Origin of the sequence: Geodermatophilus chilensis, assembly GCF_002802985.1 — a bacterium.
Taxonomy (GTDB): domain Bacteria; phylum Actinomycetota; class Actinomycetes; order Mycobacteriales; family Geodermatophilaceae; genus Geodermatophilus; species Geodermatophilus chilensis.
Genome location: NZ_NVPT01000010.1, coordinates 1 through 21,501, shown reverse-complemented (window position 1 = coordinate 21,501; position 21,501 = coordinate 1). Strand labels below are relative to the sequence as shown.

At 72.5% G+C, this 21,501-nt stretch carries 19 protein-coding genes; 17 read left to right on the top strand and 2 right to left on the bottom strand.

Annotated elements, in window-relative coordinates; genetic code table 11:
• Positions 1 to 11 precede the first annotated feature (11 nt).
• The 7 genes from CNO22_RS02870 to folP all read left to right on the top strand — a co-directional run bounded on the left by CNO22_RS02870 (position 12) and on the right by folP (position 8,825).
• On the top strand, positions 12 to 290 hold the full coding sequence (locus CNO22_RS02870; RefSeq protein WP_100497853.1) for a sarcosine oxidase subunit delta: 279 nt from the start codon (positions 12 to 14) through the stop codon (positions 288 to 290).
• Positions 287 to 3,154, top strand: coding sequence for a 2Fe-2S iron-sulfur cluster-binding protein (locus tag CNO22_RS02865; protein WP_100497852.1), 2,868 nt, complete (start codon positions 287 to 289; stop codon positions 3,152 to 3,154). The genes CNO22_RS02870 and CNO22_RS02865 overlap by 4 nt, the downstream gene beginning before the upstream one ends.
• A complete protein-coding gene (locus tag CNO22_RS02860) occupies positions 3,147 to 3,731 on the top strand; it encodes a sarcosine oxidase subunit gamma (RefSeq protein ID WP_100497851.1) in 585 nt (194 codons plus the stop codon). The genes CNO22_RS02865 and CNO22_RS02860 overlap by 8 nt, the downstream gene beginning before the upstream one ends.
• A 50-nt stretch (positions 3,732 to 3,781) precedes the next feature.
• Positions 3,782 to 6,247, top strand: a complete 2,466-nt coding sequence (locus tag CNO22_RS02855; protein ID WP_100497850.1) for a GcvT family protein — start codon at positions 3,782 to 3,784, stop codon at positions 6,245 to 6,247.
• 97 nt (positions 6,248 to 6,344) lie between these two features.
• Positions 6,345 to 6,965 (top strand): cyclodeaminase/cyclohydrolase family protein, encoded by a 621-nt coding sequence (locus CNO22_RS02850; RefSeq protein WP_100497849.1) that lies wholly within the window; start codon positions 6,345 to 6,347, stop codon positions 6,963 to 6,965.
• Positions 6,962 to 7,801 (top strand): bifunctional 5,10-methylenetetrahydrofolate dehydrogenase/5,10-methenyltetrahydrofolate cyclohydrolase, encoded by an 840-nt coding sequence (locus tag CNO22_RS02845; RefSeq protein ID WP_100497848.1) that lies wholly within the window; start codon positions 6,962 to 6,964, stop codon positions 7,799 to 7,801. The genes CNO22_RS02850 and CNO22_RS02845 overlap by 4 nt, the downstream gene beginning before the upstream one ends.
• Before the next feature lie 241 nt (positions 7,802 to 8,042).
• On the top strand, positions 8,043 to 8,825 hold the full coding sequence (folP, locus tag CNO22_RS02840) for a dihydropteroate synthase (RefSeq protein WP_232806743.1): 783 nt from the start codon (positions 8,043 to 8,045) through the stop codon (positions 8,823 to 8,825).
• Between the two features lie 35 nt (positions 8,826 to 8,860).
• On the opposite strand, the gene CNO22_RS02835 is transcribed toward folP, so the two are convergent.
• Positions 8,861 to 9,586, bottom strand: coding sequence for a GntR family transcriptional regulator (locus CNO22_RS02835; RefSeq protein ID WP_100497846.1), 726 nt, complete (start codon positions 9,584 to 9,586; stop codon positions 8,861 to 8,863).
• Between the two features lie 89 nt (positions 9,587 to 9,675).
• Between CNO22_RS02835 and CNO22_RS02830 the strand changes: the two genes are divergently transcribed.
• From CNO22_RS02830 to CNO22_RS02790, 9 genes are all read left to right on the top strand, one after another.
• Positions 9,676 to 11,049, top strand: a complete 1,374-nt coding sequence (locus CNO22_RS02830; RefSeq protein WP_100497845.1) for an L-serine ammonia-lyase — start codon at positions 9,676 to 9,678, stop codon at positions 11,047 to 11,049.
• Between the two features lie 10 nt (positions 11,050 to 11,059).
• Positions 11,060 to 11,908 (top strand): formyltetrahydrofolate deformylase, encoded by an 849-nt coding sequence (gene purU, locus CNO22_RS02825; protein WP_100497844.1) that lies wholly within the window; start codon positions 11,060 to 11,062, stop codon positions 11,906 to 11,908.
• Positions 11,909 to 11,927: 19 nt separating this feature from the next.
• On the top strand, positions 11,928 to 13,304 hold the full coding sequence (locus CNO22_RS02820; RefSeq protein ID WP_100497843.1) for a bifunctional folylpolyglutamate synthase/dihydrofolate synthase: 1,377 nt from the start codon (positions 11,928 to 11,930) through the stop codon (positions 13,302 to 13,304).
• Positions 13,301 to 15,178 carry an aminodeoxychorismate synthase component I gene (gene pabB, locus CNO22_RS29605; protein ID WP_100497842.1) on the top strand — a complete coding sequence of 626 codons (1,878 nt, stop codon included), beginning with the start codon at positions 13,301 to 13,303 and terminating at the stop codon, positions 15,176 to 15,178. The genes CNO22_RS02820 and pabB overlap by 4 nt, the downstream gene beginning before the upstream one ends.
• A gap of 466 nt (positions 15,179 to 15,644) precedes the next feature.
• On the top strand, positions 15,645 to 16,937 hold the full coding sequence (locus CNO22_RS02810) for a glycosyltransferase (protein ID WP_198588064.1): 1,293 nt from the start codon (positions 15,645 to 15,647) through the stop codon (positions 16,935 to 16,937).
• Positions 16,937 to 17,500, top strand: coding sequence for an acyltransferase (locus tag CNO22_RS02805; protein WP_100497840.1), 564 nt, complete (start codon positions 16,937 to 16,939; stop codon positions 17,498 to 17,500). Before CNO22_RS02810 ends, CNO22_RS02805 begins: the two co-directional genes overlap by 1 nt.
• Before the next feature lie 62 nt (positions 17,501 to 17,562).
• Entirely contained in the window at positions 17,563 to 18,384 is an 822-nt protein-coding gene (locus CNO22_RS02800; RefSeq protein WP_157936764.1) for a class I SAM-dependent methyltransferase, read from the top strand.
• Between the two features lie 10 nt (positions 18,385 to 18,394).
• Positions 18,395 to 19,558, top strand: coding sequence for a glycosyltransferase family protein (locus CNO22_RS02795; protein WP_157936763.1), 1,164 nt, complete (start codon positions 18,395 to 18,397; stop codon positions 19,556 to 19,558).
• A 485-nt stretch (positions 19,559 to 20,043) separates the two neighbouring features.
• A complete protein-coding gene (locus tag CNO22_RS02790; RefSeq protein ID WP_100497837.1) occupies positions 20,044 to 20,937 on the top strand; it encodes an ornithine cyclodeaminase family protein in 894 nt (297 codons plus the stop codon).
• A 27-nt stretch (positions 20,938 to 20,964) separates the two neighbouring features.
• Here CNO22_RS02790 and CNO22_RS27420 read toward each other — a convergent pair whose 3' ends face one another.
• Complete coding sequence (locus tag CNO22_RS27420) at positions 20,965 to 21,195, bottom strand: LytR C-terminal domain-containing protein (protein WP_157936762.1); 231 nt, start codon at positions 21,193 to 21,195, stop codon at positions 20,965 to 20,967.
• A 25-nt stretch (positions 21,196 to 21,220) separates the two neighbouring features.
• Between CNO22_RS27420 and CNO22_RS27415 the strand changes: the two genes are divergently transcribed.
• Entirely contained in the window at positions 21,221 to 21,379 is a 159-nt protein-coding gene (locus CNO22_RS27415; RefSeq protein ID WP_157936761.1) for a hypothetical protein, read from the top strand.
• Positions 21,380 to 21,501: the final 122 nt, after the last annotated feature.

The following is a 21,501-nucleotide window of genomic DNA, read 5'->3' as shown; positions in this document are numbered from 1 at the left end:
GGGAGTCTCCCGTGCAACTCATCGAATGCCCGTGGTGCGGCCCCCGCGAGGAGGTCGAGTTCTCCTACGGCGGCCAGGCCCACGTCCCGTACCCGGACGACCCGGGCGGCCTCTCCGACGAGGAGTGGGCGCACTACGTCTTCTTCCGCGACAACACCAAGGGCCGCTTCGCCGAGCGCTGGAACCACAGCATCGGCTGCCGCCGCTGGTTCAACGCGATCCGCGACACCGCCACCTACCGCTTCGAGCGCGTCTACCGCCTCGATGACCCGAAGCCGGTGACCCCATGACCAGCACCTCCCGCACCGCCGAGGGCGGCCGCATCGACCGCGCCACCACGCTCGAGTTCACCTTCGACGGGCAGCCCTTCACCGGCCACCCCGGCGACACGCTGGCCTCGGCGCTGCTCGCCTCCGGCCGGCACCAGATCGCCACGAGCATCAAGCTCGGCCGGCCGCGCGGCGTCGCCGCGGCCTGGGCCGAGGACCCTGGCAGCCTGGTCCAGATCGAGGAGCCCTTCCCCGAGCCCATGCTGCTGGCCACCACCGTCGAGCTCTACGACGGGCTGGCCGCCCACGGCCTGCCGGGGCAGGGCCGCCTCGCCGAGGTCCCCGACTCCGCTCGCTACGACGCGGTCCACCACCACGTCGACCTCCTGGTCGTGGGGGCCGGACCCGCAGGCCTGGCCGCCGCGCTCACCGCCGCCCGGGCCGGGGCTCGCGTCGCGGTCGTCGACGAGCAGTCCGAGGCCGGCGGCTCGCTGCTGTCGGGCACCGAGCGGCTCGACGGCGCTCCGGCGCTGCAGTGGGTCGCCGCCGCGGTCGCCGAGTTGGCCGAGCACCCCGAGGTGCTGCACCTGCAGCGCACGACCGCGTTCGGCAGCTACGAGGACGGCTTCGTCCTGGCGCTCGAACGGCGCACCGACCACCTGGGGGCCACTGCCCCCAAGCACCTGGCCCGCCAGCGGGTGTGGCGCTTCCGGGCCCGCTCCATCGTCGTGGCGACCGGAGCCCACGAGCGACCGGTCGTGTTCACCGACAACGACCGCCCGGGCATCATGCTCGCCGGCGCCGCCCGGACGTTCCTGCACCGCTACGGCGTGCTGCCCGGACGTGAGGCCGTCGTGTTCACCACCAACGACAGCGCGTACGACGCGGCCCTCGACCTGCACCGCGTGGGTGTGTGCGTGCAGGCGGTGGTCGATGCCCGGCCGGAGGGCTCAGCGCGCCGCGAGGAGTGCGAGCGCGCAGGGATCCGGGTCCTCCCCGGGGCGGTCGTGACGGGCACGCAGGGCGTCGACAGGGTCACGCACGCCCTCGTCGCCCCGTTCGTGGACGGAGAGGTCGGCGCCGGCAGCGCGATCGCCTGCGATCTGCTCCTGGTCAGCGGGGGCTGGAACCCCGCGGTGCACCTGTTCAGTCAGGCCCGCGGCCGGCTCCGCTACGACGAGGGCCTAGGCGCGTTCCTCCCCGGGGAGGAGCTCGACGGCCTGTCCGTCACCGGTTCCGCCACCGGCGTGTCCGACCTGGGCGGGTGCCTGGCCCACGGGCAGCGCGTGGCTCGCGCGGCGTTGGCGGCCCTGGCGATCACGCCGGCGGGAGACGACCGGCTGCCTGCCGCTCCGGAGGCCGTCGTCCCGACCGCCCCGCTGGTGCTGTGGCGGGTGCCGGACAGCTCCGGCGCCGAGGGGAGCACCCAGTTCGTCGACCTGCAGCGCGACGCGACGGTCGCCGACATCGCCCGCGCGGTGGGCGCCGGCCTGCGCTCCATCGAGCACATCAAGCGCTACACGACCATCGGGACGGCGCACGACCAGGGCAAGACCTCCGGCGTCCTCACCTCTGGGATCACCGCCGAGCTGCTCGGGATCCCGGTGCAGGACACCGGGACCACCACGTTCCGGCCGCCCTACACCCCGGTCGCCTTCGCCGCTCTGGCCGGGCGCGACCGCGGTCGGCTCTTCGACCCCGAGCGGGTCACCGCCCTGCACGAGTGGCACGTGGCAGCCGGGGCGGTCTTCGAGGACGTCGGCCAGTGGAAGCGTCCCCGCTACTACCCGCAGCCCGGCGAGGACATGGAGGCGGCGGTCCTCCGGGAGTGTGCCGCGGCACGTACCGGCGTCGGCATCCTCGACGGCTCCACCCTTGGCAAGATCGACGTCCAGGGGCCCGACGCCGCTGTCCTCCTGGACCGGCTCTACACGAACCTGATCAGCAGCCTCAAGGTCGGGTCCGTGCGCTACGGCGTCATGTGCGGGGTCGACGGCATGGTCATCGACGACGGCACGGTGCTGCGCCTGGCGGAGGACCGCTTCCTCGTCCTGACCACCACCGGCGGCGCGGCGAAGATCCTCGACTGGATGGAGGAGTGGGTCCAGACCGAGTGGCCGGACCTGCGGGTGCACTGCACGTCGGTCACCGAGCAGTGGGTCACCTTCCCTGTGGTCGGGCCCCGCTCCCGCGACGTCATCGGCGCGGTGTTCCCTGACGTGGACGTCTCCAACGAGGCCTTCCCGTTCATGACCTGGCGGGACACCACCCTCGAGGGGGTGCCGGTCCGGCTGGCCCGGATCAGCTTCTCCGGGGAGCTGGCCTTCGAGGTCTACGTCAACCCCTGGTACGCGGTCGCTGTCTGGGAGCGGCTGCTCGAGGCCGGCCGCCCGTACGGCATCACGCCGTACGGCACGGAGACCATGCACGTGCTCCGCGCGGAGAAGGGCTACCCGATCATCGGGCAGGACACCGACGGCACCGTGACGCCGCAGGACCTCGGCATGGGGTGGGCGGTCTCGAAGAAGAAGCCGGACTTCGTCGGCAAGCGCTCCTTCGCCCGCCCGGCCAACCAGGACCCGCTGCGCAAGCAGCTGGTGGGGCTGCTGCCCACGGACCGCCAGACCGTGCTGCCGGAGGGCTCGCAGATCGTGGAGTTCTTCCCCGACGGGCAGCTGCCACCGCCGCCGGTGCCGATGCTCGGTCACGTCACCTCCAGCTACCGCAGTGCCGAGCTCGCCCGCCCCTTCGCCCTCGCCCTGGTCAAGGGCGGCCGGGAGCGCATCGGCGACACCGTCCACGTCCCCGTCAACGGCACCCTCGTCCCGGTCGAGGTCACCGGCTCGGTGCTGGTCGATCCCGAAGGAGCCCGTCGCGATGGCTGAGCTGCTGCGCACCCACCCGCTGGAGGCGTGGACCACCGCCTTCGAGCGCCTGCCCGACACCGTCGGCATCGCCGTCGAGCCGTTCGTCGCGATGGCCGACGTCCGGCTCGGCACGGTGGACTCGGAGGCCGGCACCCGCCTGGGCGTCGACCTGCCGACGGAGGCCAACACCTGGGTCCCGGCCGAGGCGGGGCGAGCCGTCTGGCTCGGCCCCGACGAGTGGCTGCTGAGCAGCACCACGGAGGCCCCGGAGGAGCTCGAGGCCCGGGTCCGCGCCGCCGTGCTCCCTCTGGGCGGCTCCGCGACGGACGTCTCCGCGCAGCGGATCGGTCTGCGGCTGACCGGTGCGCGGGTGCGCGACGTCCTGGCCAAGGGCTGTTCGGTCGACCTGCACCCGCGGGTCTTCGGCCGGGGGAGCAGCGCGCAGACCACGCTCGGCCAGGCCGGTGTCGTGCTGCTGTCCCTCTCCGACACCGGCGAGGACCACGTCGTCCTCGTTCGGTCGTCCTTCGCCGGCTACCTCGCCGACTGGCTGCTGGACGCGGCCCTGGAGTTCACCCACACCCCCACGCGCTGACGCGCCGTCGTCGGCACGCCCGGATCCACCCGCAGTCAGGAGTAGCGCACATGTCCACCACCCCTCGAGTGGTCGTCATCGGAGCGGGCATCGTCGGCGCCAACCTGGCCGACGAGCTGACCGCTCGTGGCTGGGACCGCGTCACCGTGGTCGACCAGGGACCCCTTCCGCTGACCGGGGGGTCCACCTCGCACGCGCCCGGCCTGGTCTTCCAGACCAACGCCTCCAAGACGATGACCGAGTTCGCGACCTACACGGTCGACAAGCTCAAGGGCATCGACGTGGACGGCGCCTGGTGCTTCAACCAGGTCGGCGGCCTCGAGGTGGCCACCACGCCCGAGCGGCTCGCCGACCTGCACCGCAAGCAGGGCTGGGCCACTTCCTGGGGCGTCGAGTCTCAGGTGGTCGACGTGGACGAGTGTGTGCGGCTGCACCCGCTGGTCGACCGCGACCGCATCCTCGGTGGGCTGCACATCCCCACCGACGGCCTGGCCAAGGCCTCCCGGGCGGTCGTCGCGCTGGCCCGCCGCGCCGAGGCCCGCGGTGCCCGCTTCCAGGGCTCGACCCGCGTGACCGGCATCGAGCAGACCGGTGGCCGGGTGACCGGCGTCCGGACCCCGGACGGCGTCATCCCCGCCGACATCGTGGTGTCCTGCGCCGGCTTCTGGGGGCAGGAGCTCGGTGCCATGGTCGGGATGGACGTGCCGCTGCTGCCACTGGCCCACCAGTTCGTCTGGACCGGACAGGTGCCGGACCTGGTCGGGCGCAACACCGAGCTCAGCGAGGCGGGTCTGCCGATCCTGCGCCACCAGGACCAGGACCTCTACTACCGGGAGCGCGTCGACTGCCTCGGCATCGGCTCCTACGCCCACCGGCCGATGCCGGTCGACCTGCGCGAACTCCCGCAGGGGGACGGCGTGCGGGAGTCGTCCATGCCCTCGATGCTGCCCTTCACCGAGGAGGACTTCGCCCCGGCGTGGGAGCACAGCCAGCAGCTGCTGCCCTCACTGCGCTCGTCAAAGATCGACAACGGCTTCAACGGCGTCTTCTCCTTCACCCCGGACGGCGGCCCGCTGATCGGCGAGTCCACCGACGTCCAGGGCTTCTGGATCGCCGAGGCGGTCTGGGTCACCCACTCGGCGGGGGTCGCCCGGGCGGTGGCGCAGCTCCTGGTCGACGGGCGGTCGGAGATCGACCTGCACGGTTGCGACGTCCACCGCTTCGAGGACATCCAGCTCTCGCCGGAGTACGTGAGCGAGACCTCGCAGCAGAACTTCGTGGAGATCTACGACGTGCTGCACCCGCTGCAGCCGCGGCTGTCCCCCCGCAACCTGCGGGTCAGCCCGTTCCACGCCCGGCAGCGGGAACTCGGCGCGGTCTTCCTCGAGGGGGCCGGCTGGGAGCGGCCGCACTGGTACGAGGCCAACGCCGAACTGGTGAAGGACCTCCCGACGGAGTGGATGCCGCCGTCGCGGGACTCGTGGAGCGCTCAGTTCCACTCGCCGATCGCGGCGGCCGAGGCGTGGAAGACCCGCACCGCCGTGGCGATGTACGACATGACGCCCCTGAAGCGGCTCGAGGTCAGCGGGCCCGGTGCCCTCGGCCTCCTGCAGCGGCTGACGACGGGCGAGATGGACAAGTCGGTCGGGTCGGTGACCTACACCCTGGTCCTCGACGAGGCCGGTGGCATCCGCAGCGACCTCACCGTCGCCCGGCTGGGCGAGCAGCTCTTCCAGATCGGGGCCAACGGCCCCCTCGACCTGGACCACCTCCAGCGGGAGGCACCGGCGGACGGCAGCGTGCAGATCCGGGACACCACCGGCGGCACGTGCTGCATCGGCCTGTGGGGCCCGAGGGCCCGCGACCTCGTCCAGCGGCTCAGCGCCGACGACTTCTCCAACGACGGGCTCAAGTACTTCCGCGCCAAGCGGGCCCGGATCGGGGGAGTGCCCGTGACGGCGATGCGGCTGTCCTATGTCGGCGAGCTCGGCTGGGAGCTCTACACCAGCGCCGACAACGGCCAGCGGCTGTGGGACGTGCTGTGGCGTGCCGGCCAGGACCTGGGCGTCATCGCCGCGGGCCGGGCCGCCTTCAACAGCCTGCGGCTGGAGAAGGGCTACCGCGCCTGGGGCCACGACATGACCACCGAGCACAACCCCTACGAGGCCGGTCTGGGCTTCGCCGTCCGCAAGCAGAAGGACGGCTACGTGGGCAGTGAGGCCGTCGCCGGGCTCAGCGACGACACGGTCGGCCGCCGCCTGTCCTGCCTGACGATCGACGACGGCCGCAGCGTCGTCCTCGGCCACGAACCGGTGTACGTCGACGGCCGACCGGCCGGGTACGTGACCAGCGCGGCCTTCGGGCACACCGTCGGCCGGCCGATCGCCTACGCCTGGCTGCCCGCCTCGGCGACCATCGGCACGAGCGTCGAGATCGAGTACTTCGGCAGTCGCATCCGGGCGACCGTCGCCGCCGAGCCGCTCGTCGACCCGGAGATGACCCGCATCCGCGGCTGAACCCACTCCTTCCGTCTCCGCCCGACCGGCGGGCGCCCCCAGCCACTCCGGGGACCGCCGGCCGGCCGTTGCCCCACCGACCCCGGAGGACCTGCCCATGCGCACCGACACCATCGAGACCTTCCTGGCGCAGCTCGCCGCCAGGGTGCCCGCCCCGGGAGGAGGCGCAACGGCCGCGCTGCACGCAGCGCAGGCCGCCTCCCTGGTGGCGATGGTCGCCCGCTACAGCGACTCGGCGAAGTACGCCGCCCACGCCGAGGAGATCTCCATGATCACGGCGACCGCGGACCGGCTGCGTCAGAACGCGCTCGGCCTGGCCGAGGAGGACGCGGCTGCCTTCACCGCCGTCACGGAGGCCTACGGACTCCCGAAGGACACCCCTGACGCAGCTGCAGTCCGGTCCGAGGCGATCGCCAGGGCCCTGGTCGCCGCAGCGCACGTGCCGGCGATCGTCGTCGCCGTCGCCGAGCAGGTGCTGACCCTGGCCGAGCAGCTCCTGCCCATTGGCAACCGCAACGTGGTCAGCGACGTCGCCGCCGCCGCCGAGGCGGCCCGGGCCGCGGCCACGACGGCGCGGGTCAACGTCGAGATCAACCTCGGCGGCATCAAGGACCCGGCGACCTGGGGAGAGCTCGCCGCGGTGGTCGACACCGTCGACGACCTCGTCCTGCGAGCGGAGAAGGTCACCGCCGCCGTCCGGGACGGACTGGTGCGATGACCGCGACGTTGATCGGGAGCGTCCTGGCCGCCGGCGTCCGCGCCGAGGTCACCGCCGCAGCCGCGGAGCTGGCCGCTGCCGGGACGCCGCCCCGGCTGGCCGTGGTCGTCGCTACGGCGGACGAGTCCAGCGCCTGGTACGTCCGCTCCATCGCCCGGGCCGCGGAGAAGACCGGCATCGCCTGCTCGGTCGTCGACCTCGGGGAGACGGCGACGCCAGACCGGATCCGCGCCGAGCTGGCCGCGCTCAGCGCAGACCCGGCGGTGCACGGCATCATCCTGCAAACCCCGCTGCCGGCCGACGCCGTGTTCGAGGACCTCGCCGCGTCGATCGACCCCGCCAAGGACATCGACGGCGCCAACCCGCTCAGCCTGGGACGGCTCGCCGCGGGCCTGCCCGCCTTCGCGCCGGCGACCGCCGAGGCCGTTCTCGCGCTCCTGGACCACCACGGGATCCCGCTGTCCGGCGCGCACGCCGTCGTGGTCGGGCGTTCCACCGTCGTCGGCAAGCCGGCCGCCCATCTGCTGCTGCAGCGGGACGCCACCGTGACCATCTGTCACAGCCGCACCAAGGACCTGGCCCAGATCACCCGGTCCGCGGACGTGCTGGTCGCGGCCGTCGGGCGGCCGGAGCTCATCACCGCCGAGCACGTCGCCGAGGACGCGGTGGTCGTCGACGTCGGGACCAACCCGGGGCCCGACGGCGGACTGGTCGGGGACGTCGAGGCCCGCTCGGTCTCCGGGCACGCCGCGGCACTCACCCCGGTGCCCGGCGGGGTCGGCCCCGTCACCACCGCGCTCCTCCTGGAGCACACCGTCCGGGCGGCGCGTTCCTAGCCCCGGCAGTCGGGCGGGGCGGCCGTGACCCCGTCGCCACGCCAGAGCCCACCACTGCGCGGGGCCTCCCGGCGCGCGATCGCAGGGAGCCCGCCGTGATCGACCACCGCCAGATGCCTGGCCCGAGCGATCGGAGTGTGCCATGACCCGCTCAGCACTGGTGGAGGGACTGCCCTCCACGTCATCGGGGAGGGGCGGGGCGCCGCACCACCTCAGCCGGGTTCTCGGCGCGGGACGGCCGATGGTCTGCGGGATCCTCAACGTCACCCCCGACTCGTTCTCCGACGGGGGCCTGTTCGACAGCCTGGAACGGGCCGTCGAGCACGGCTGCCGACTGGCCGCCGAAGGTGCCGACCTCATCGACGTCGGCGGGGAGTCCACCCGCCCCGGCTCGCGCCCGCCAACCCTCGGCGAGGAACTGGACCGCGTCGTCCCGGTGGTCGAGGCCCTCGGCCGACAGGTCCCCGTGCCGCTCTCCGTGGACACCTCGCGCCCCGAGGTCATGAGGGCCGCGGTGGCCGCCGGCGCCAGCATGGTCAACGACGTGCGGGCGCTGCAGCGGCCGGGCGCGCTGGAGGCTGCCGCGGAGCTCGGCGTCCCGGTGTGCGTCATGCACATGCAGCGCTCGCCGGAGACCATGCAGGAGGACCCGCGCTACCGGGACGTCGTCACCGACGTGCGCACCTTCCTCGCCGAGCGCATGGTCGCCTGCCTCGACGCCGGCGTCCGCCCGGAGCATCTGGTGGTCGACCCGGGGTTCGGGTTCGGCAAGACGCTGTCGCACAACGTCGCGCTCCTCGCGTCGCTCGACGCGTTCACCGGCCTCGGCGTGCCGGTCATGGTGGGGCTGTCCCGCAAGTCCGTGCTCGGGCGGCTGACCGGACGGACCGTGGGGGACCGGCTGCCCGGTTCACTGGCCGCGGCGCTCGTCGCGGTCCAGCGAGGAGCGTCCGTGCTCCGCGTACACGACGTCGCGGCCACACGGGACGTCCTGGCCGTCCTGGACGCCGTCGACGCCGGCTGACCCCGCTCACGCCCGCCGGGGCAGGGTGGCCTCTCTCAGATCACCGCGCGGATGGCCCGCTCGAAGCCCAGGACGTGCTCACGGGCGAGGTCGTCGGCCCGGTCGGCGTCGCCGGCGCCGATCGCCCGGAGCAGTTCCACGTGCTCGCCGACGTGCTCGTCCACCGTGGGCAGACGGTCCAGGAACAGGCAGAAGATCCGCGTCGCCAGGTTGTCGTACCGGATGAGGACGTCCTCGAGGTGCGGATTGCCGGCCGCCCGGTAGATGGCCCGGTGCACGGCGAGATCCCAGCGCATCAGCTCGGCGCGATCGATCTGGGTGACGTCCAGGTGCTCGATCCCCGTGGCCAGCTCGTCGAGCTCGGCATGGCCTGTGCGGGAGGCCCGCTCGGCGGCACGACGGGCAGCCAGCGGCTCGAGCTGGGCACGGATCTCGGAGATGTGCGCCAGATCGGAGATGTCCATGCCGGTCGCGAACGTCCCCCGCCGCGGGTAGGAGACGACCAGCCGGTCACCCTCCAGCCGCTTCAACGCCTCGCGCACCGGGGTCCGACCCACGCCCAGGTCCTTGGCCAGCTCGTCGTCGTCGATCGGGTCGCCCGGGCGGATGGTCAGCATGATCAGCCGTTCCCTGATCGCCACGTAGGCCTTGTCCGCCAGGGACGTGGCGGCCGACGCGTCGAGATCCAACGGTGCAAGGGTCACGAGCAGATCGTAGATGTTGACCGCCAACGGGTCTTGCCTCTTCAGAGCGAGCGACATACCTTTACGGTACAGCTGATATACCAACGGTGTATCTAGTCGCAGTTGGATGTCGTCGCAATCACATCAACGGGGAGAGGGAGGCACGGGTGACCATCAGCGCCTTCGACCTGTTCAAGGTGGGGATCGGCCCGTCCAGCTCGCACACCGTCGGCCCGATGCGCGCGGCCTGCGCCTTCGTCTCGCGCCTACGGGACGAGGGACTGCTCGGGCAGGTGGCCGGCGTTCGGTGCGAACTCTTCGGATCACTCGGCGCCACCGGGCACGGCCACGGCAGCGTCAAGGCCGTCGTCCTCGGTCTGGAGGGTGAGCAGCCCGACCTCGTCGATCCGCTCGCCGCCGAGCCGCGGGTGGACACCATCCGTCGCGAGGGCAAGCTCCGGCTGGCCGGTGAGCACCCCATCGCGTTTGCGGTGGACGACGACGTCGTGCTCCACCGACGCAAGCGGCTGGAGTTCCACAGCAACGGGATGCTCTTCCGAGCCGTTGACGGCGGCGGGGCGGAGCTCCGCCGGCGCGAGTACTACTCGGTGGGCGGCGGCTTCGTCCTCGACCAGGACGAGGCCGGCAGCCCGGTGGTCGTCGAGGACAGCACGCCCGTGCGGTACCCCTTCCGCACGGGCGAGGAGCTGCTGGCGCGCACGCGGGAGACGGGGCTGCGGATCAGCGACGTGATGCTGGCCAACGAGCTCTCCTGGCGCAGCGAGGCCGAGGTCCGTGCGGGTCTGCTGCACATCTGGTCGGTGATGCAGGAGTGCGTGGAGCGCGGCACGCGGACCACCGGCGTGCTCCCCGGCGGCCTCAGGGTCCGCCGGCGCGCCGCCGCGCTGCGTGCCCAGTTGGAGGGTCATCCGGACGAGACCGACCCGCTCCGCGCGATGGAGTGGGTGACCCTCTACGCCCTGGCGGTCAACGAGGAGAACGCGGCAGGGGGGCGGGTGGTCACCGCGCCGACCAACGGAGCCGCCGGGATCGTGCCGGCAGTCCTGCACTACCTGCGGGACTTCGTCGACACCTACTCCGAGGACGCGGTCGTCCGGTTCCTGCTGACCGCGGCCGCGATCGGGCTGCTGTTCAAGGAGAACGCCTCCATCTCGGGTGCGGAGGTCGGCTGCCAGGGGGAGGTCGGCTCGGCCTGCTCCATGGCCGCCGCCGGACTCGCTGAGGTCATCGGCGGGACGCCGGAGCAGGTGGAGAACGCCGCTGAGATCGGCATCGAGCACAACCTCGGTCTCACCTGCGATCCGGTCGGCGGGCTGGTGCAGATCCCGTGCATCGAGCGCAACGCCGTCGGGTCGGTCAAGGCCATCACCGCGGCCCGCATGGCCGTGCGCGGCGACGGCCGGCACCACGTCCCGCTGGACAAGGCCATCAAGACGATGCGCGAGACCGGCGCGGACATGAAGGACAAGTACAAGGAGACCGCCCGTGGCGGGCTGGCCCTCAACATCGTCGAGTGCTGAGGAGGCACCCGTGTCCCGACCCTTCACCCTCACGCTGAGCTGCCAGGAGCGACCGGGCATCGTGCACGCGGTCAGCACGTTCCTGTTCGAGCACGGCTGCGACATCGTCGAGCACCAGCAGTTCGACGACGCCGTCCGCGGGCAGCTGTTCCTACGGACCTCGTTCGTCAGCTCGCAGGACACCGACACCGACTGCCTGTCGGCGGACTTCCGTGCGGTGGCGGACGAGTTCGGCATGGCCTACCAGGTCGCCGGCGACCAGCCGCCGCGCGTGCTCGTCATGGTGTCCAAGCTGGGCCACTGCCTCAACGACCTCATCTTCCGCTGGCGGGCCGGCAGTCTCGGCGCCGACCTCGTCGCCGTGGTCTCCAACCACGAGGACCTGCGCCCCATGGCAGAGGCGGCCGGGTTGCCGTTCGTCCACGTACCGGTGACGCCGGCGACGAAGCGGGAGGCCGAGGCGCGGCTGCTGGAGCTGGTCGACGAGCACCGGGCCGACCTGGTGGTGCTCGCCCGGTACATGCAGGTGCTCTCCGACGAAGCCTGCGCCGCCCTGCACGGCCGGGCGATCAACATCCACCACTCGTTCCTGCCGGGCTTCAAGGGCGCCAAGCCCTACCACCAGGCCTTCGACCGGGGCGTCAAGCTGGTGGGGGCGACCGCGCACTACGTGACCCCCGACCTGGACGAGGGGCCGATCATCGAGCAGGAGGTCATCCGCATCGACCACACCTACGACCCGCGCGCCCTGGCCACCGTCGGCCAGGACGCCGAGGCGCTGGCGCTGTCCCGGGCCGTGCGCTGGCACAGCGAGCGGCGGGTGCTGCTCAACGGCCATAGCACGGTCGTCTTCCGGTGAACCGGTCGCCGGAGGTCTGATGTCGAGCGGGACGGTCGCCCTGCCCTCGCCCGCCGGCGCACCCGCGTCCCGGTCCGCGCTCGACCGCGTCCGCCGGTACCTGTACGAGGAGCTCGGGCCGCAGCGGGGTCCGCGCGGCGCGGGACTCGAGCGGGCCCGGGCTCTCTTCGGTGCCCTTGGGGAGCCGCAGGACCGCTTCCGCGCCGTGCACGTGGCCGGCACCGCGGGGAAGGGGTCGGTAAGCGCCTTCGTGGCGAGCCTGCTGCGGGCGCACGGGTTCCGGGTCGGTACCCATCTGTCGCCGCACGTCTACTGCCTCCTGGAGCGGTTCCAGATCGACGGCGCCCCCGCCGGAGCCGAGCTCGTCGACGCAGCGTTGACGCGGATCCGGCCGGCAGTCGAGGCGGTGGAGCGGGCCGGGCACGGTCGGCCATCCTTCTTCGAGGTCACCAATGCCACCGCCTTCAGCCTGTTCGCCGATCGGGTGGACTACGGGGTCGTCGAGACGGGGGTCGGGGGACTGCTCGACTCCACCAACACGATCTCCCGGGCGGACAAGCTCGCGGTGATCACCCCGATCGGCCTGGACCACCAGGACCTCCTCGGGGCCACGGTCCGCGAGATCGCGGCCCAGAAGGCCGGCGTCCTGCCCTTCGGCGGTCGTGCGGTCGCGGCTCGCCAGCGGGACGCCGAGGTGGAGGACGTGCTGAGCGCAGAGGCGGCCCGCCGGGGCTGCGACCTCCGGTGGGTGGACCTGGGTCCTCCGGCGGTGCGGGCCTGGACCGGGCCGGGCGGCACCGAACTTCAGCTACGGGGCCAACCGTCCCTGTCCCTGGGGCTGACCGGGCGGCATCAGGCCGGCAACGCCCATCTCGCGCTGCGTGCCGTCGAGGCGATGGCGGCGCGGGACGGGTGGTCCCTCGATGCGGATGCCGTCTGGCTGGGGATGCGGAGCGCCACGCTGCCCGGTCGGTTCGAACGCCGGGTGATCGGTGGCCGGACCGCGGTCCTCGACGGCGCGCACAACCCGATGAAGCTCGCCGCACTGGTGGCGACCCTGCAGGAGGTGTATCCCGGTGCCCGGTTCCCGTGGGTGCTCGCCCTTAAGCAGGACAAGGACCTCCGGGCCGCTCTGCGGGTCGTCGCACCCACGGCCTCGCTGGTGGTCGGCACGCAGTTCGCGACCGGAGACGGTGACCACCCCGCCGGCACGTCCGTCCCAGCCGAGCAGATCGCCATGGCGGCGGGGGGGTGCGGGGTCGAGGCCGTCGTGGAGGAGAACCCGAGGTGCGCGGTAGTCCGTGCGGTGGAGCGAGCCGAGACCGGGCTGCCGGTCGTGGTCAGCGGTTCCTTCCACCTGCTCGCCGGCGTGCGGCCGGGGACGACGGCACGGTGAGATCCGGCAGCCGGCCCGGGGCGCCGTGGGCTCGCTTCGACGACCTGCGCGCCGGGACCGCCGTTCGGTGCCCGCCGCCGCGCCGCGTGCTGGTCGCCGAGCGGCCCGAGGAGGTCCTCGACGTCCTGACCGAGGTCGAGCAGGCCACCGAAGCCGGATGGTGGGCCTTCGGCTACGTCGCCTACGAGGCCGCCGCCGGGCTGGACCCGCGTCTGGCCGTGCACCGGTCCACGCCCATGGGCGTGCCGCTGGTCTGGTTCGGGATCTGCGAAGAGCCGGTTCCCGTGCCTCCGCTGCAGCCGGCCGGACCGGCCGGCGCCGGCCCGGCCCCGACCGCTCGGTGGCGACCCACGTGGACACCGGCCGGGCATGCCCACGGCGTCCGGGAGGTTCGGGAACGGATCGCCGCCGGGGACACGTTCCAGTGCAACCTGACCGTGCGGATGTCCGGCCGCGTGCCAGGGGACCCCTTCCTCCTCTACCGGGACCTGGCGCTGGGCCAGCGCGGCGCCTACAACGCCCATCTCGACCTCGGCCGGTTCGCCGTGGCCAGTGCCAGCCCCGAGCTGTTCTTCGAGCGCCGCGGTGACCAGGTGTTGCTCCGCCCGATGAAGGGAACGGCGCGGCGAGGCCGGGACGGGGACGAAGACCGGCGCCTGGCCGACCAGCTCCGCTCGAGCCCCAAGGAGCGGGCGGAGAACGTCATGATCGTCGACCTCATGCGCAACGACATCGGCCGTGTCGCGGAGATCGGCAGCGTGGACGTGCCCGCGCTCTTCACCCTCGAACGCTACGAGACCGTGCTCCAGCTGACCTCCGACGTCACGGCTCGGCTTCGCCCCGGGACCGGCCTGGTGGAGCTGTTCCGGGCGCTCTTCCCCTGCGGCTCGGTCACGGGAGCACCCAAGGCGAGCTCCATGGAGATCATCCGGTCCCTGGAGCCTGACCCCCGCGGGGTCTACTGCGGGGCGATCGGTCTCGTCGGCCCACCGGACGCGCCGGTTCGGGCCCGCTTCAACGTGGCCATCCGGACCGCCGTGGTCGACACGTCCTCGGGGGAGGCCGTCTACGGCACCGGAAGCGGTATCACGTGGGGCTCGGAGGCGTCGGCCGAGCACGGGGAGATCCTCGCCAAGGCCGCCGTCCTCACCGCTCGGCCCCGTGAGTTCGAGCTGCTGGAGACAATGCGCCATGACCCGGAGCACGGTCTGCGCAACCGGGACCGGCACCTGCAGCGACTGGCGGCCTCGGCCGAGCACCTCGGGTTCCGGTTCGACCTGTCGACGGCGCGACGCGTGCTGGTCGCGCGGCTGGCGGGTGAGCCGGCGGCACGCGTCCGGGTCCGGCTCCGCCGCGACGGGAGTCTCGCCGTCGACGTGGCGGCGCTACCCCCGCCGTCCACCGGCCCGGTACTGCTCGCGGTCGACGACGAGCCGGTGGATCCCCAGGAGATGTGGCTCTACCACAAGACGAACATGCGGGAGCCGTACGACCGGCGACGCGACCGGCGCCCCGACGTCCACGACGCGATCATGCTGAACACCCGCGGCGAGCTGACCGAGGTCACTCGGGCCACCCTGGCGCTGAAGCTCGACGGGGAGTGGTGGACGCCTCCACTGGAATCCGGGTGCCTGCCTGGCGTCGAGCGCGCGCGTCTGCTCGAGGGGGGCCGGCTGCGGGAGCGGCTGCTCCACGTGGCCGACCTCGAGCGGGCGGAGGGGGTGGCGGTGCTCAGTTCGCTGCGGGGCTGGCGTGCCGCAGAGCTGAGCACCGTTCGTCGGGAGGTGGTGCCCACCCGAGGCCCGATCGGGCCGGCTCGGACCTCCCCCCAGGCGGGGAGCCCGGTGTCGGCGGCACTCATCAGCACGGGGTAGGGCTGTCAGTGTGGTGGCCAGAGTTTGAACCTGCAGGTTTGTATTTCGCCAGGATCCCACCCCAACCCAGGGGTTCTCCCCGGAAGGCTGGATTCGTTTCCCCGAATCCGGCGCTCGGGGGAGAGCCCCCAGGACAACCCCCGTCTCCCCACGTAGGGCCCGGTCTGCCGGCCGGGCCCTACGTGCGTCTGCGCCTGCTGGGATCGCCGTCCATCCCACCCAGCCCGTGCCGAGACCCGCTGCCGAGTAGCAACGGCCGGCCGCCGGGTTGCACCGGCATGGCCTGAATCGAGCGCATGGCGGTGCTGCTCCGAGCCTGGGCACGCGCACCGGGCGGTATGGCCTGGCCAGAGCGCCCGGTGACGGCGATGATCGCTCGACTGCCTGCCGTCGGGACACCTCGACGGCGGTCGACGGCCCGGTACACGCCAGAAGGGCCGTGGCATGCAGGGAGGGCGAGGTACCGGTGGGTCGACTGCGCGTGGGGCTGGTCTGCGGACACTTCGATCCCGCGCGCGACGGCGTCGCCGACTACACCCGTCACCTTGCCAGGCAGCTGCGGGCGGCCGGGTGCGAGTCCCTGGTCTGCACCGCGCACCGCTACGCACGGACACCGGGCGAGGAGATCGTCGGCGTGACAGACCGCTGGGATGTCCGCGGTGTCCGCCGCGCTGCCCGCACCATCTCGCGGCTGCCACTGGACGTCGTACACGTCCAGTTCGCGCCGTCCGCCTTCGGCTTCTCCCGGGCGGTGGGCCTGTTACCGCTCCTCCTCCCGGCCGGCACACCGGTGGTGGCCACGTTGCACGAGTACGGCGTCTGGACGGCGGGTGGCGCCGTCGGAGGGCTCCGCTCTGCTGCCTGGTCCGCGATGGAGCGGCAGCAGCGCGCGGACCGTGAGACGTTGGTGCTCACGGTGAAGGCGGACCGGCTGCTCGTCACCGCACCCGAGCACGCCGACGTGGTGCACGCCCGCTTCGCCGGTCGTCGGCTCGAGGTGACACATGTGCCGATCGCGCCCAACATCCCCGTCGCCCGGCTCGACGGGGAGGACGTCCCGTCGGCGGTGCGGGCATCGCTCGGCCTGCCACCGGATGCACGCCTCGCCGTCTTCTTCGGCTTCCTCCATCCGGTCAAGGGCCTGGCGGGCCTCATCGAGGCGGTCGCCGCCGTCCGCCGGGTAGTTCCCGGTCTCCGGCTCGTCGTCGCCGGCGGCGGCGAAAGCCACTCCGTGCACGGGGGTGCCGCTGATGCGATGCGCCGGAGCCTGGAGGACACCGCACGCCGCCACGGCGTCGAGCAGCACGTCATCTTCACGGGCTATCTGCAAGAGGACGACGTGTCCCGCCTGTTGCGCGCCGCGGATGCGGCGGTGTTCCCGTTCGACGCCGGAGTGACCGCCAAGTCGGGGTCCCTCCTCGCCGCGCTCGCGCACGGCGTACCGACGATCGCGACCTCACCTCCTGGCGCGCTGGACCGACCAACGGAGGTCGAGGGCGTCCTCCGTGTGCCACCGCGGAACACCGCTGCACTGGTTGACGCACTGCTCCTCGTGCTGTCCGACCGTGCCCTCGCCACGAGGCTGGCCGCGGCCGGACGCGCGTGCGCCGACCGATGGACGTGGCCGAAGATTGCCGACTTCCACGCCCGGATGTACGCCCAGGTGCTCCGCGAGACCGATCGCGAGGAGAGTCAACGCTTCCGCCGGAGGCTAGTGGCAGGCTCCGGGATCCGCCGTGGCGGCAGGAAGGGACCCTGATGTCTCTGGTCAACCGCGCAATGAGGGCCGTGCGAGAGCGTGGGCTCGCTCTTCTCTCCGCCGATCGTCCCGACGGGAAACCTCCAGGAGCGCGGGATACCGAAGACCCGGCACTGTTCCGGCCGCTCGTCTACGGCGACCCCGACCGCCTGCACATCCATCCGACGGCCATCCTGAACAACGCCCTGATCAACCTGTCCTCGGGGAACGTCACGATCGGCGAGTACGCGTTCTTCGGGCACAACGTCTCGATCCTCACGGGCACGCACGACTGGACGAAGTTCGGCGCCGAGCGTCAGGTGGCCGTTCCCTCCTCCGGCCGCGACGTGGTGATCGAAGAAGGTGCTTGGCTCTCCAGCAACGTCATCGTCGTCGCTCCCTGCCGCATCGGCGCGCACTCCGTGGTCGGGGTCGCGTCGCTGGTGATGGGTGACGTCGAGCCCTACACCGTCGTCGCGGGCAGTCCGGCGAAGGTGCTCCGGGAGATCCCAAGGCCGGAGGCGCCGGCCGCCGCGCCCGCCGATCCCGACGCCGGGGAAGCCGGCAGAGTGGGCGCGGGATGACCCCGAGCGCTGCTCGAGACGGATCCCCGCCGCGGGCGCCAGAGGTGGACCTCGAGCGCCAGGTGACGCTCCTGAGCCATGCCGTCGAAGAGCTGGGCCGCCTGGTTCGGGACACCCAGGACCGGCTGCAGTCGGTGGAGGCCGAGCTGCGGAGTCTGCAGGCGAGTGGCGGGGGCAGCCACCACGTCGACGGATGGGGCCCGCGCTTCGCCGCGATCTACGCCGACTTCACCGAGCACTTCCGCGGCTCGACCGCCGAGGTCAGCGCCAAGCTCGAGGGTTACCTACCCGACGTCCACCGGCTGGTCCGTCAGGGCGGCGTCGTGGACGTGGGCTGCGGCCGAGGTGAATGGCTGGCGCTGCTCCGCGGCGCAGGGGTGGCAGCCCAGGGCGTTGACGCGAACGCCGCGTTCGTGGCCGCGGGCCGCGCGCGTGGGCTGAACATGGAGCTCGGCGACGCCCTCGGATACCTGGAGGCACTGCCGCCGGACTCCATCGACATGGTCACGGCCTTCCACGTCATCGAGCACCTGGCCACCGAGGACCTGCTGGCGCTGCTGGAAGCGGCGAGAGGGGCGCTGCGCCCCGGCGGTTGCCTGCTGCTCGAGACACCGAACCCCACGAACCTGGTCATGGCCGCCTGCGACTTCTACAACGACCCGACCCACCGGTCGCCGCTTCCCCCGGCCCTGACGGAGTACCTCGTGTCCACGCAGGGTTTCGGGAACGTCGAGGTCCGGCCGCTGCATCCGAAGACCTCTCCCCTAGTGCCCACCGGTGATCAGGACACCCGCGCCCAGCTCCCGGAGCTCGTCGCGCAGACGCTCTTCGGACCACAGGACTACGCCGTCCTCGGCTACAAGCTGCCCGGCGAGACCCGGTGAGGCGGCAGCGATGAGCCGGGACGGGTGCCGGGTGCTCTACCTCGACGGCTACACGGTGCCCGATCCGAAGGTGGGCGTTCCGTCCAGTGACGCCATCGGATACGGCATCACCGCGTCCGCGACGATCCGCAACGGACTGGCAGCGCTCGGACTCGACGTCGTCCGTCCCCGACTCGACCCGTCGCCGGCCGGTCTCGGAGGTCCGGAGGAACGGGTCTCCTGGATCCTGTCGAACTACCGCGGCGTGCTCCGCGAACTCGTCGAGGACCCTCCCGACGTCATCTTCTGCTTCCACATCTTCTCGGTCTTCCCCGTGGAGATGAGGCGGATGCTGCTCGACCTCGGTCTGTCGATCCCCATCGTCGGCTACACGCACGGCAGCCACTGGGACCCCACCGACACCTTCCGCTTCGAGACCTACCCCGGGATGGAGGTGCTGGACCTGGCCAACCTGCACGTCCTCGACCGCGTGCTGCTGGTCTCGGAGTACATGCGGACGACGCTGCGGAGCACGATCGGCGCCTTCAACACCCCGCTGGCCGAGCACGTGGACGCCCACGCCGCCGTGGTCGGGTTGCCCCTCGCCGTCGATCGGATCGACACCTGCCGTACCGGGCGCCGGTTCTCCCGTCCGACCGTGGTGTTCAACCACGCCCCGGTGTCCAGCAAGAACCCCGAGCTCTTCGCCCGCGTCATGACCCGTCTGCTGCCGCACCACGACCTCGCCGTCCTCATCACCCGCGACTTCGCGCCGTGGCAGCCGGGTGGTGAGGCGATCGCGGAACTCGCAGCACGGTTCCCGGAGCAGGTGGTCCTCGGCCGTGACATGCCGCTGGACGAGTACTACGAGGCGCTGTGGGCCGCCGACCTGCAGGTGTCGACCGCGACCCACGAGAGCCTCGGCGTGTCGACGCTCGAGGCGATGTACACCGGGAACTGCTGTGTACTCCCGCGACTCGGCAGCTACCCGGACATCTGCGACGGCCATCCGGACGTCCTGTACGAGCTGGGCGAGGGGCCGCTGGAGGAGCGGCTGCGCTACTTCCTCGGGCATCCCGAACGCCGGCGCGCCGTCGCCTCGGAGCTGCAACGGATGACGGCCAGATACCACCCGCGAGCAGTCGTCCAGAAGATCTCCGAAGAGGTGCTGGACGTGGCACGCGGCGGCCCCTGACGGACGTACGCGCTCCTCGATGGGTGCTGGCCTCGGATGCGGCCCTGCTGCGTCACGGACAGGACGGCGTTGGTCGGAACGGCGATACAGGTGATGAATGCCGCGGGTTGTCGCTCAGCGGCCCGGTCGTCGGACCGACGTGTGGGAGACGCCTGCCACTTCACCTGGAGGTGCAGGTGGGAGCCCCGGGCCGCGACCGTGTGAACACATCGCGATCTTGATGTGACAGTGCGTCCAGGAAGATCGGCCACGCCGTCGTGGCCTGCAGCTTCTCATTTCGGGGAGAACCCCACCCCTGCGGCTCAGCCACGTGGGGCCCGGTCAGCAGACCGGGCCCCACGTGTGTCCGGGCCCCGTCCCCGGCGGCCGGGCGCGGCCGCTCGAGGACCCGGCGCACCCCCGGTGTGGCAGGGTGCCGCCGTGCCGCCCCTGACGAGCGCGACCCCCGACCACCGCACCGGCGGAGAGCCGATGGCCGTGCTGCGGTGAGGTCCCTCGACGCGGACGCCGTCGCCGCGCTCGGCCCGGCCGCGGCGGTCCGGGCGATCACGGCCGCGCTGCGCGGCGGGTTCGACCCCGCGACCGACACGCCCCGGACGGCGGTCGGTCTCGCGCACGGCCAGTTCCTGCTCATGCCCTCGGAGACCCCGGCCGCAGCCGGCGTGAAGGTCGCCACGGTCGCTCCCGGCAACCCGGCCCGCGGCCTGCCCCGCATCCAGGCCGTCTACCTGCTCTTCGACGGCGAGACCCTCGGGCTGCGCGCGGTGCTCGACGGCACGGCGCTGACCACGCTGCGCACGCCGGCGATGTCGGTCGCCGCCGTCCTCCCGGTCCTGCCCGACCGGCCGCTGCGGGTCGCGGTGGTCGGCGCCGGGCCGCAGGCCACCGGGCACGTCGCCACGCTGGCCGCCGTCCGCCGGCTGGCCGACGTCACCCACCTGGTCCGCGACCCGTCCCGCACGTCGCTCGATGCGGTCCGGCTCGGCTCCGCGCCGGCCGACGAGGCGCTGCGGACGGCGGACGTCGTCGTCTGCGCGACCTCGGCCCGCTCGCCGGTGTTCGACTCGGCCCTGCTGGGCGACGACGTCGTGGTGATCGCCGTCGGCTCGCACGAGCCCGACGTCCGGGAAGTGGACGCCCTGCTGATGGGCCGGGCCACCGTGGTGGTCGAGGACGTCGCCACCGCCCTGCGCGAGGCCGGCGACGTCGTGCTGGCGATCGCCGAGGGCGCGCTGGGCGCCGCCGGCCTCGTGCCCGTGCGCGACGTCGTCACCGGCGCGGTCATCCCACCGGCCGGCCGGCCCGTGGTCTTCAAGAGCGTCGGCATGTCCTGGCAGGACCTCGTCGTCGCCGAAGCGGTCCTCGCCGCGGACGCCTGAACGACACGGCGCCGGCCGCGGGGCAGGTCAGTCGGAGCAGGCCAGCCGGGCGGCGTCCCCGGACCCGACGACCACGGTGACCCGGTCGACGTCCCCGACCTGCGCGGTGCCGGGCAGGCCCAGCGCGTCGGCGAGCGCGGCCGCCACCTCGGCCTGACCCTCCGGGTAGAGGACGCCGGAGGTCGCGTCCTGCGTGGTGGTGACGGCGCCGACCGTGCCGCCCGCGTCCGCCACCCGGTCACCGACGGCGGCCGGCACGGACGGGTCTGCGGAGCCGTCGCGGATGTCGACCGTGCCGAGCGACGCGACCGCCGGGGTCGTGCACCCGACCGTCGTGGTCGGTGCGGGCGTCGTGGTGGGCGGGGGCGTCGTCGTGACGGGCGGGGTGGTGCTCGGCGGAGCGGTGACCTCAGGCGTCGTCCTGGCCCTTATACACATCTGACGCTGCCGACGCCGCATTACGTTGAGGTCTCGGTGGTCGCTGGCTGCTGATAAAAAGAAAACAACACCTATAGTGCAACACATAGACCAGATAGTACATAACAGATCAAATTATAACATGTA

Coding starts and splice junctions, on each gene's coding strand:
- CNO22_RS02865 (WP_100497852.1), top strand. CDS start 287: ATGACCAGCACCTCCCGCACCGCCGAGGGCGGCCGCATCGACCGCGCC.
- CNO22_RS02860 (WP_100497851.1), top strand. CDS start 3,147: ATGGCTGAGCTGCTGCGCACCCACCCGCTGGAGGCGTGGACCACCGCC.
- CNO22_RS02855 (WP_100497850.1), top strand. CDS start 3,782: ATGTCCACCACCCCTCGAGTGGTCGTCATCGGAGCGGGCATCGTCGGC.
- CNO22_RS02850 (WP_100497849.1), top strand. CDS start 6,345: ATGCGCACCGACACCATCGAGACCTTCCTGGCGCAGCTCGCCGCCAGG.
- CNO22_RS02845 (WP_100497848.1), top strand. CDS start 6,962: ATGACCGCGACGTTGATCGGGAGCGTCCTGGCCGCCGGCGTCCGCGCC.
- folP (WP_232806743.1), top strand. CDS start 8,043: ATGGTCTGCGGGATCCTCAACGTCACCCCCGACTCGTTCTCCGACGGG.
- CNO22_RS02835 (WP_100497846.1), bottom strand. CDS start 9,586: ATGTCGCTCGCTCTGAAGAGGCAAGACCCGTTGGCGGTCAACATCTAC.
- CNO22_RS02820 (WP_100497843.1), top strand. CDS start 11,928: ATGTCGAGCGGGACGGTCGCCCTGCCCTCGCCCGCCGGCGCACCCGCG.
- CNO22_RS02805 (WP_100497840.1), top strand. CDS start 16,937: ATGTCTCTGGTCAACCGCGCAATGAGGGCCGTGCGAGAGCGTGGGCTC.
- CNO22_RS02795 (WP_157936763.1), top strand. CDS start 18,395: ATGAGCCGGGACGGGTGCCGGGTGCTCTACCTCGACGGCTACACGGTG.
- CNO22_RS27415 (WP_157936761.1), top strand. CDS start 21,221: ATGTCGACCGTGCCGAGCGACGCGACCGCCGGGGTCGTGCACCCGACC.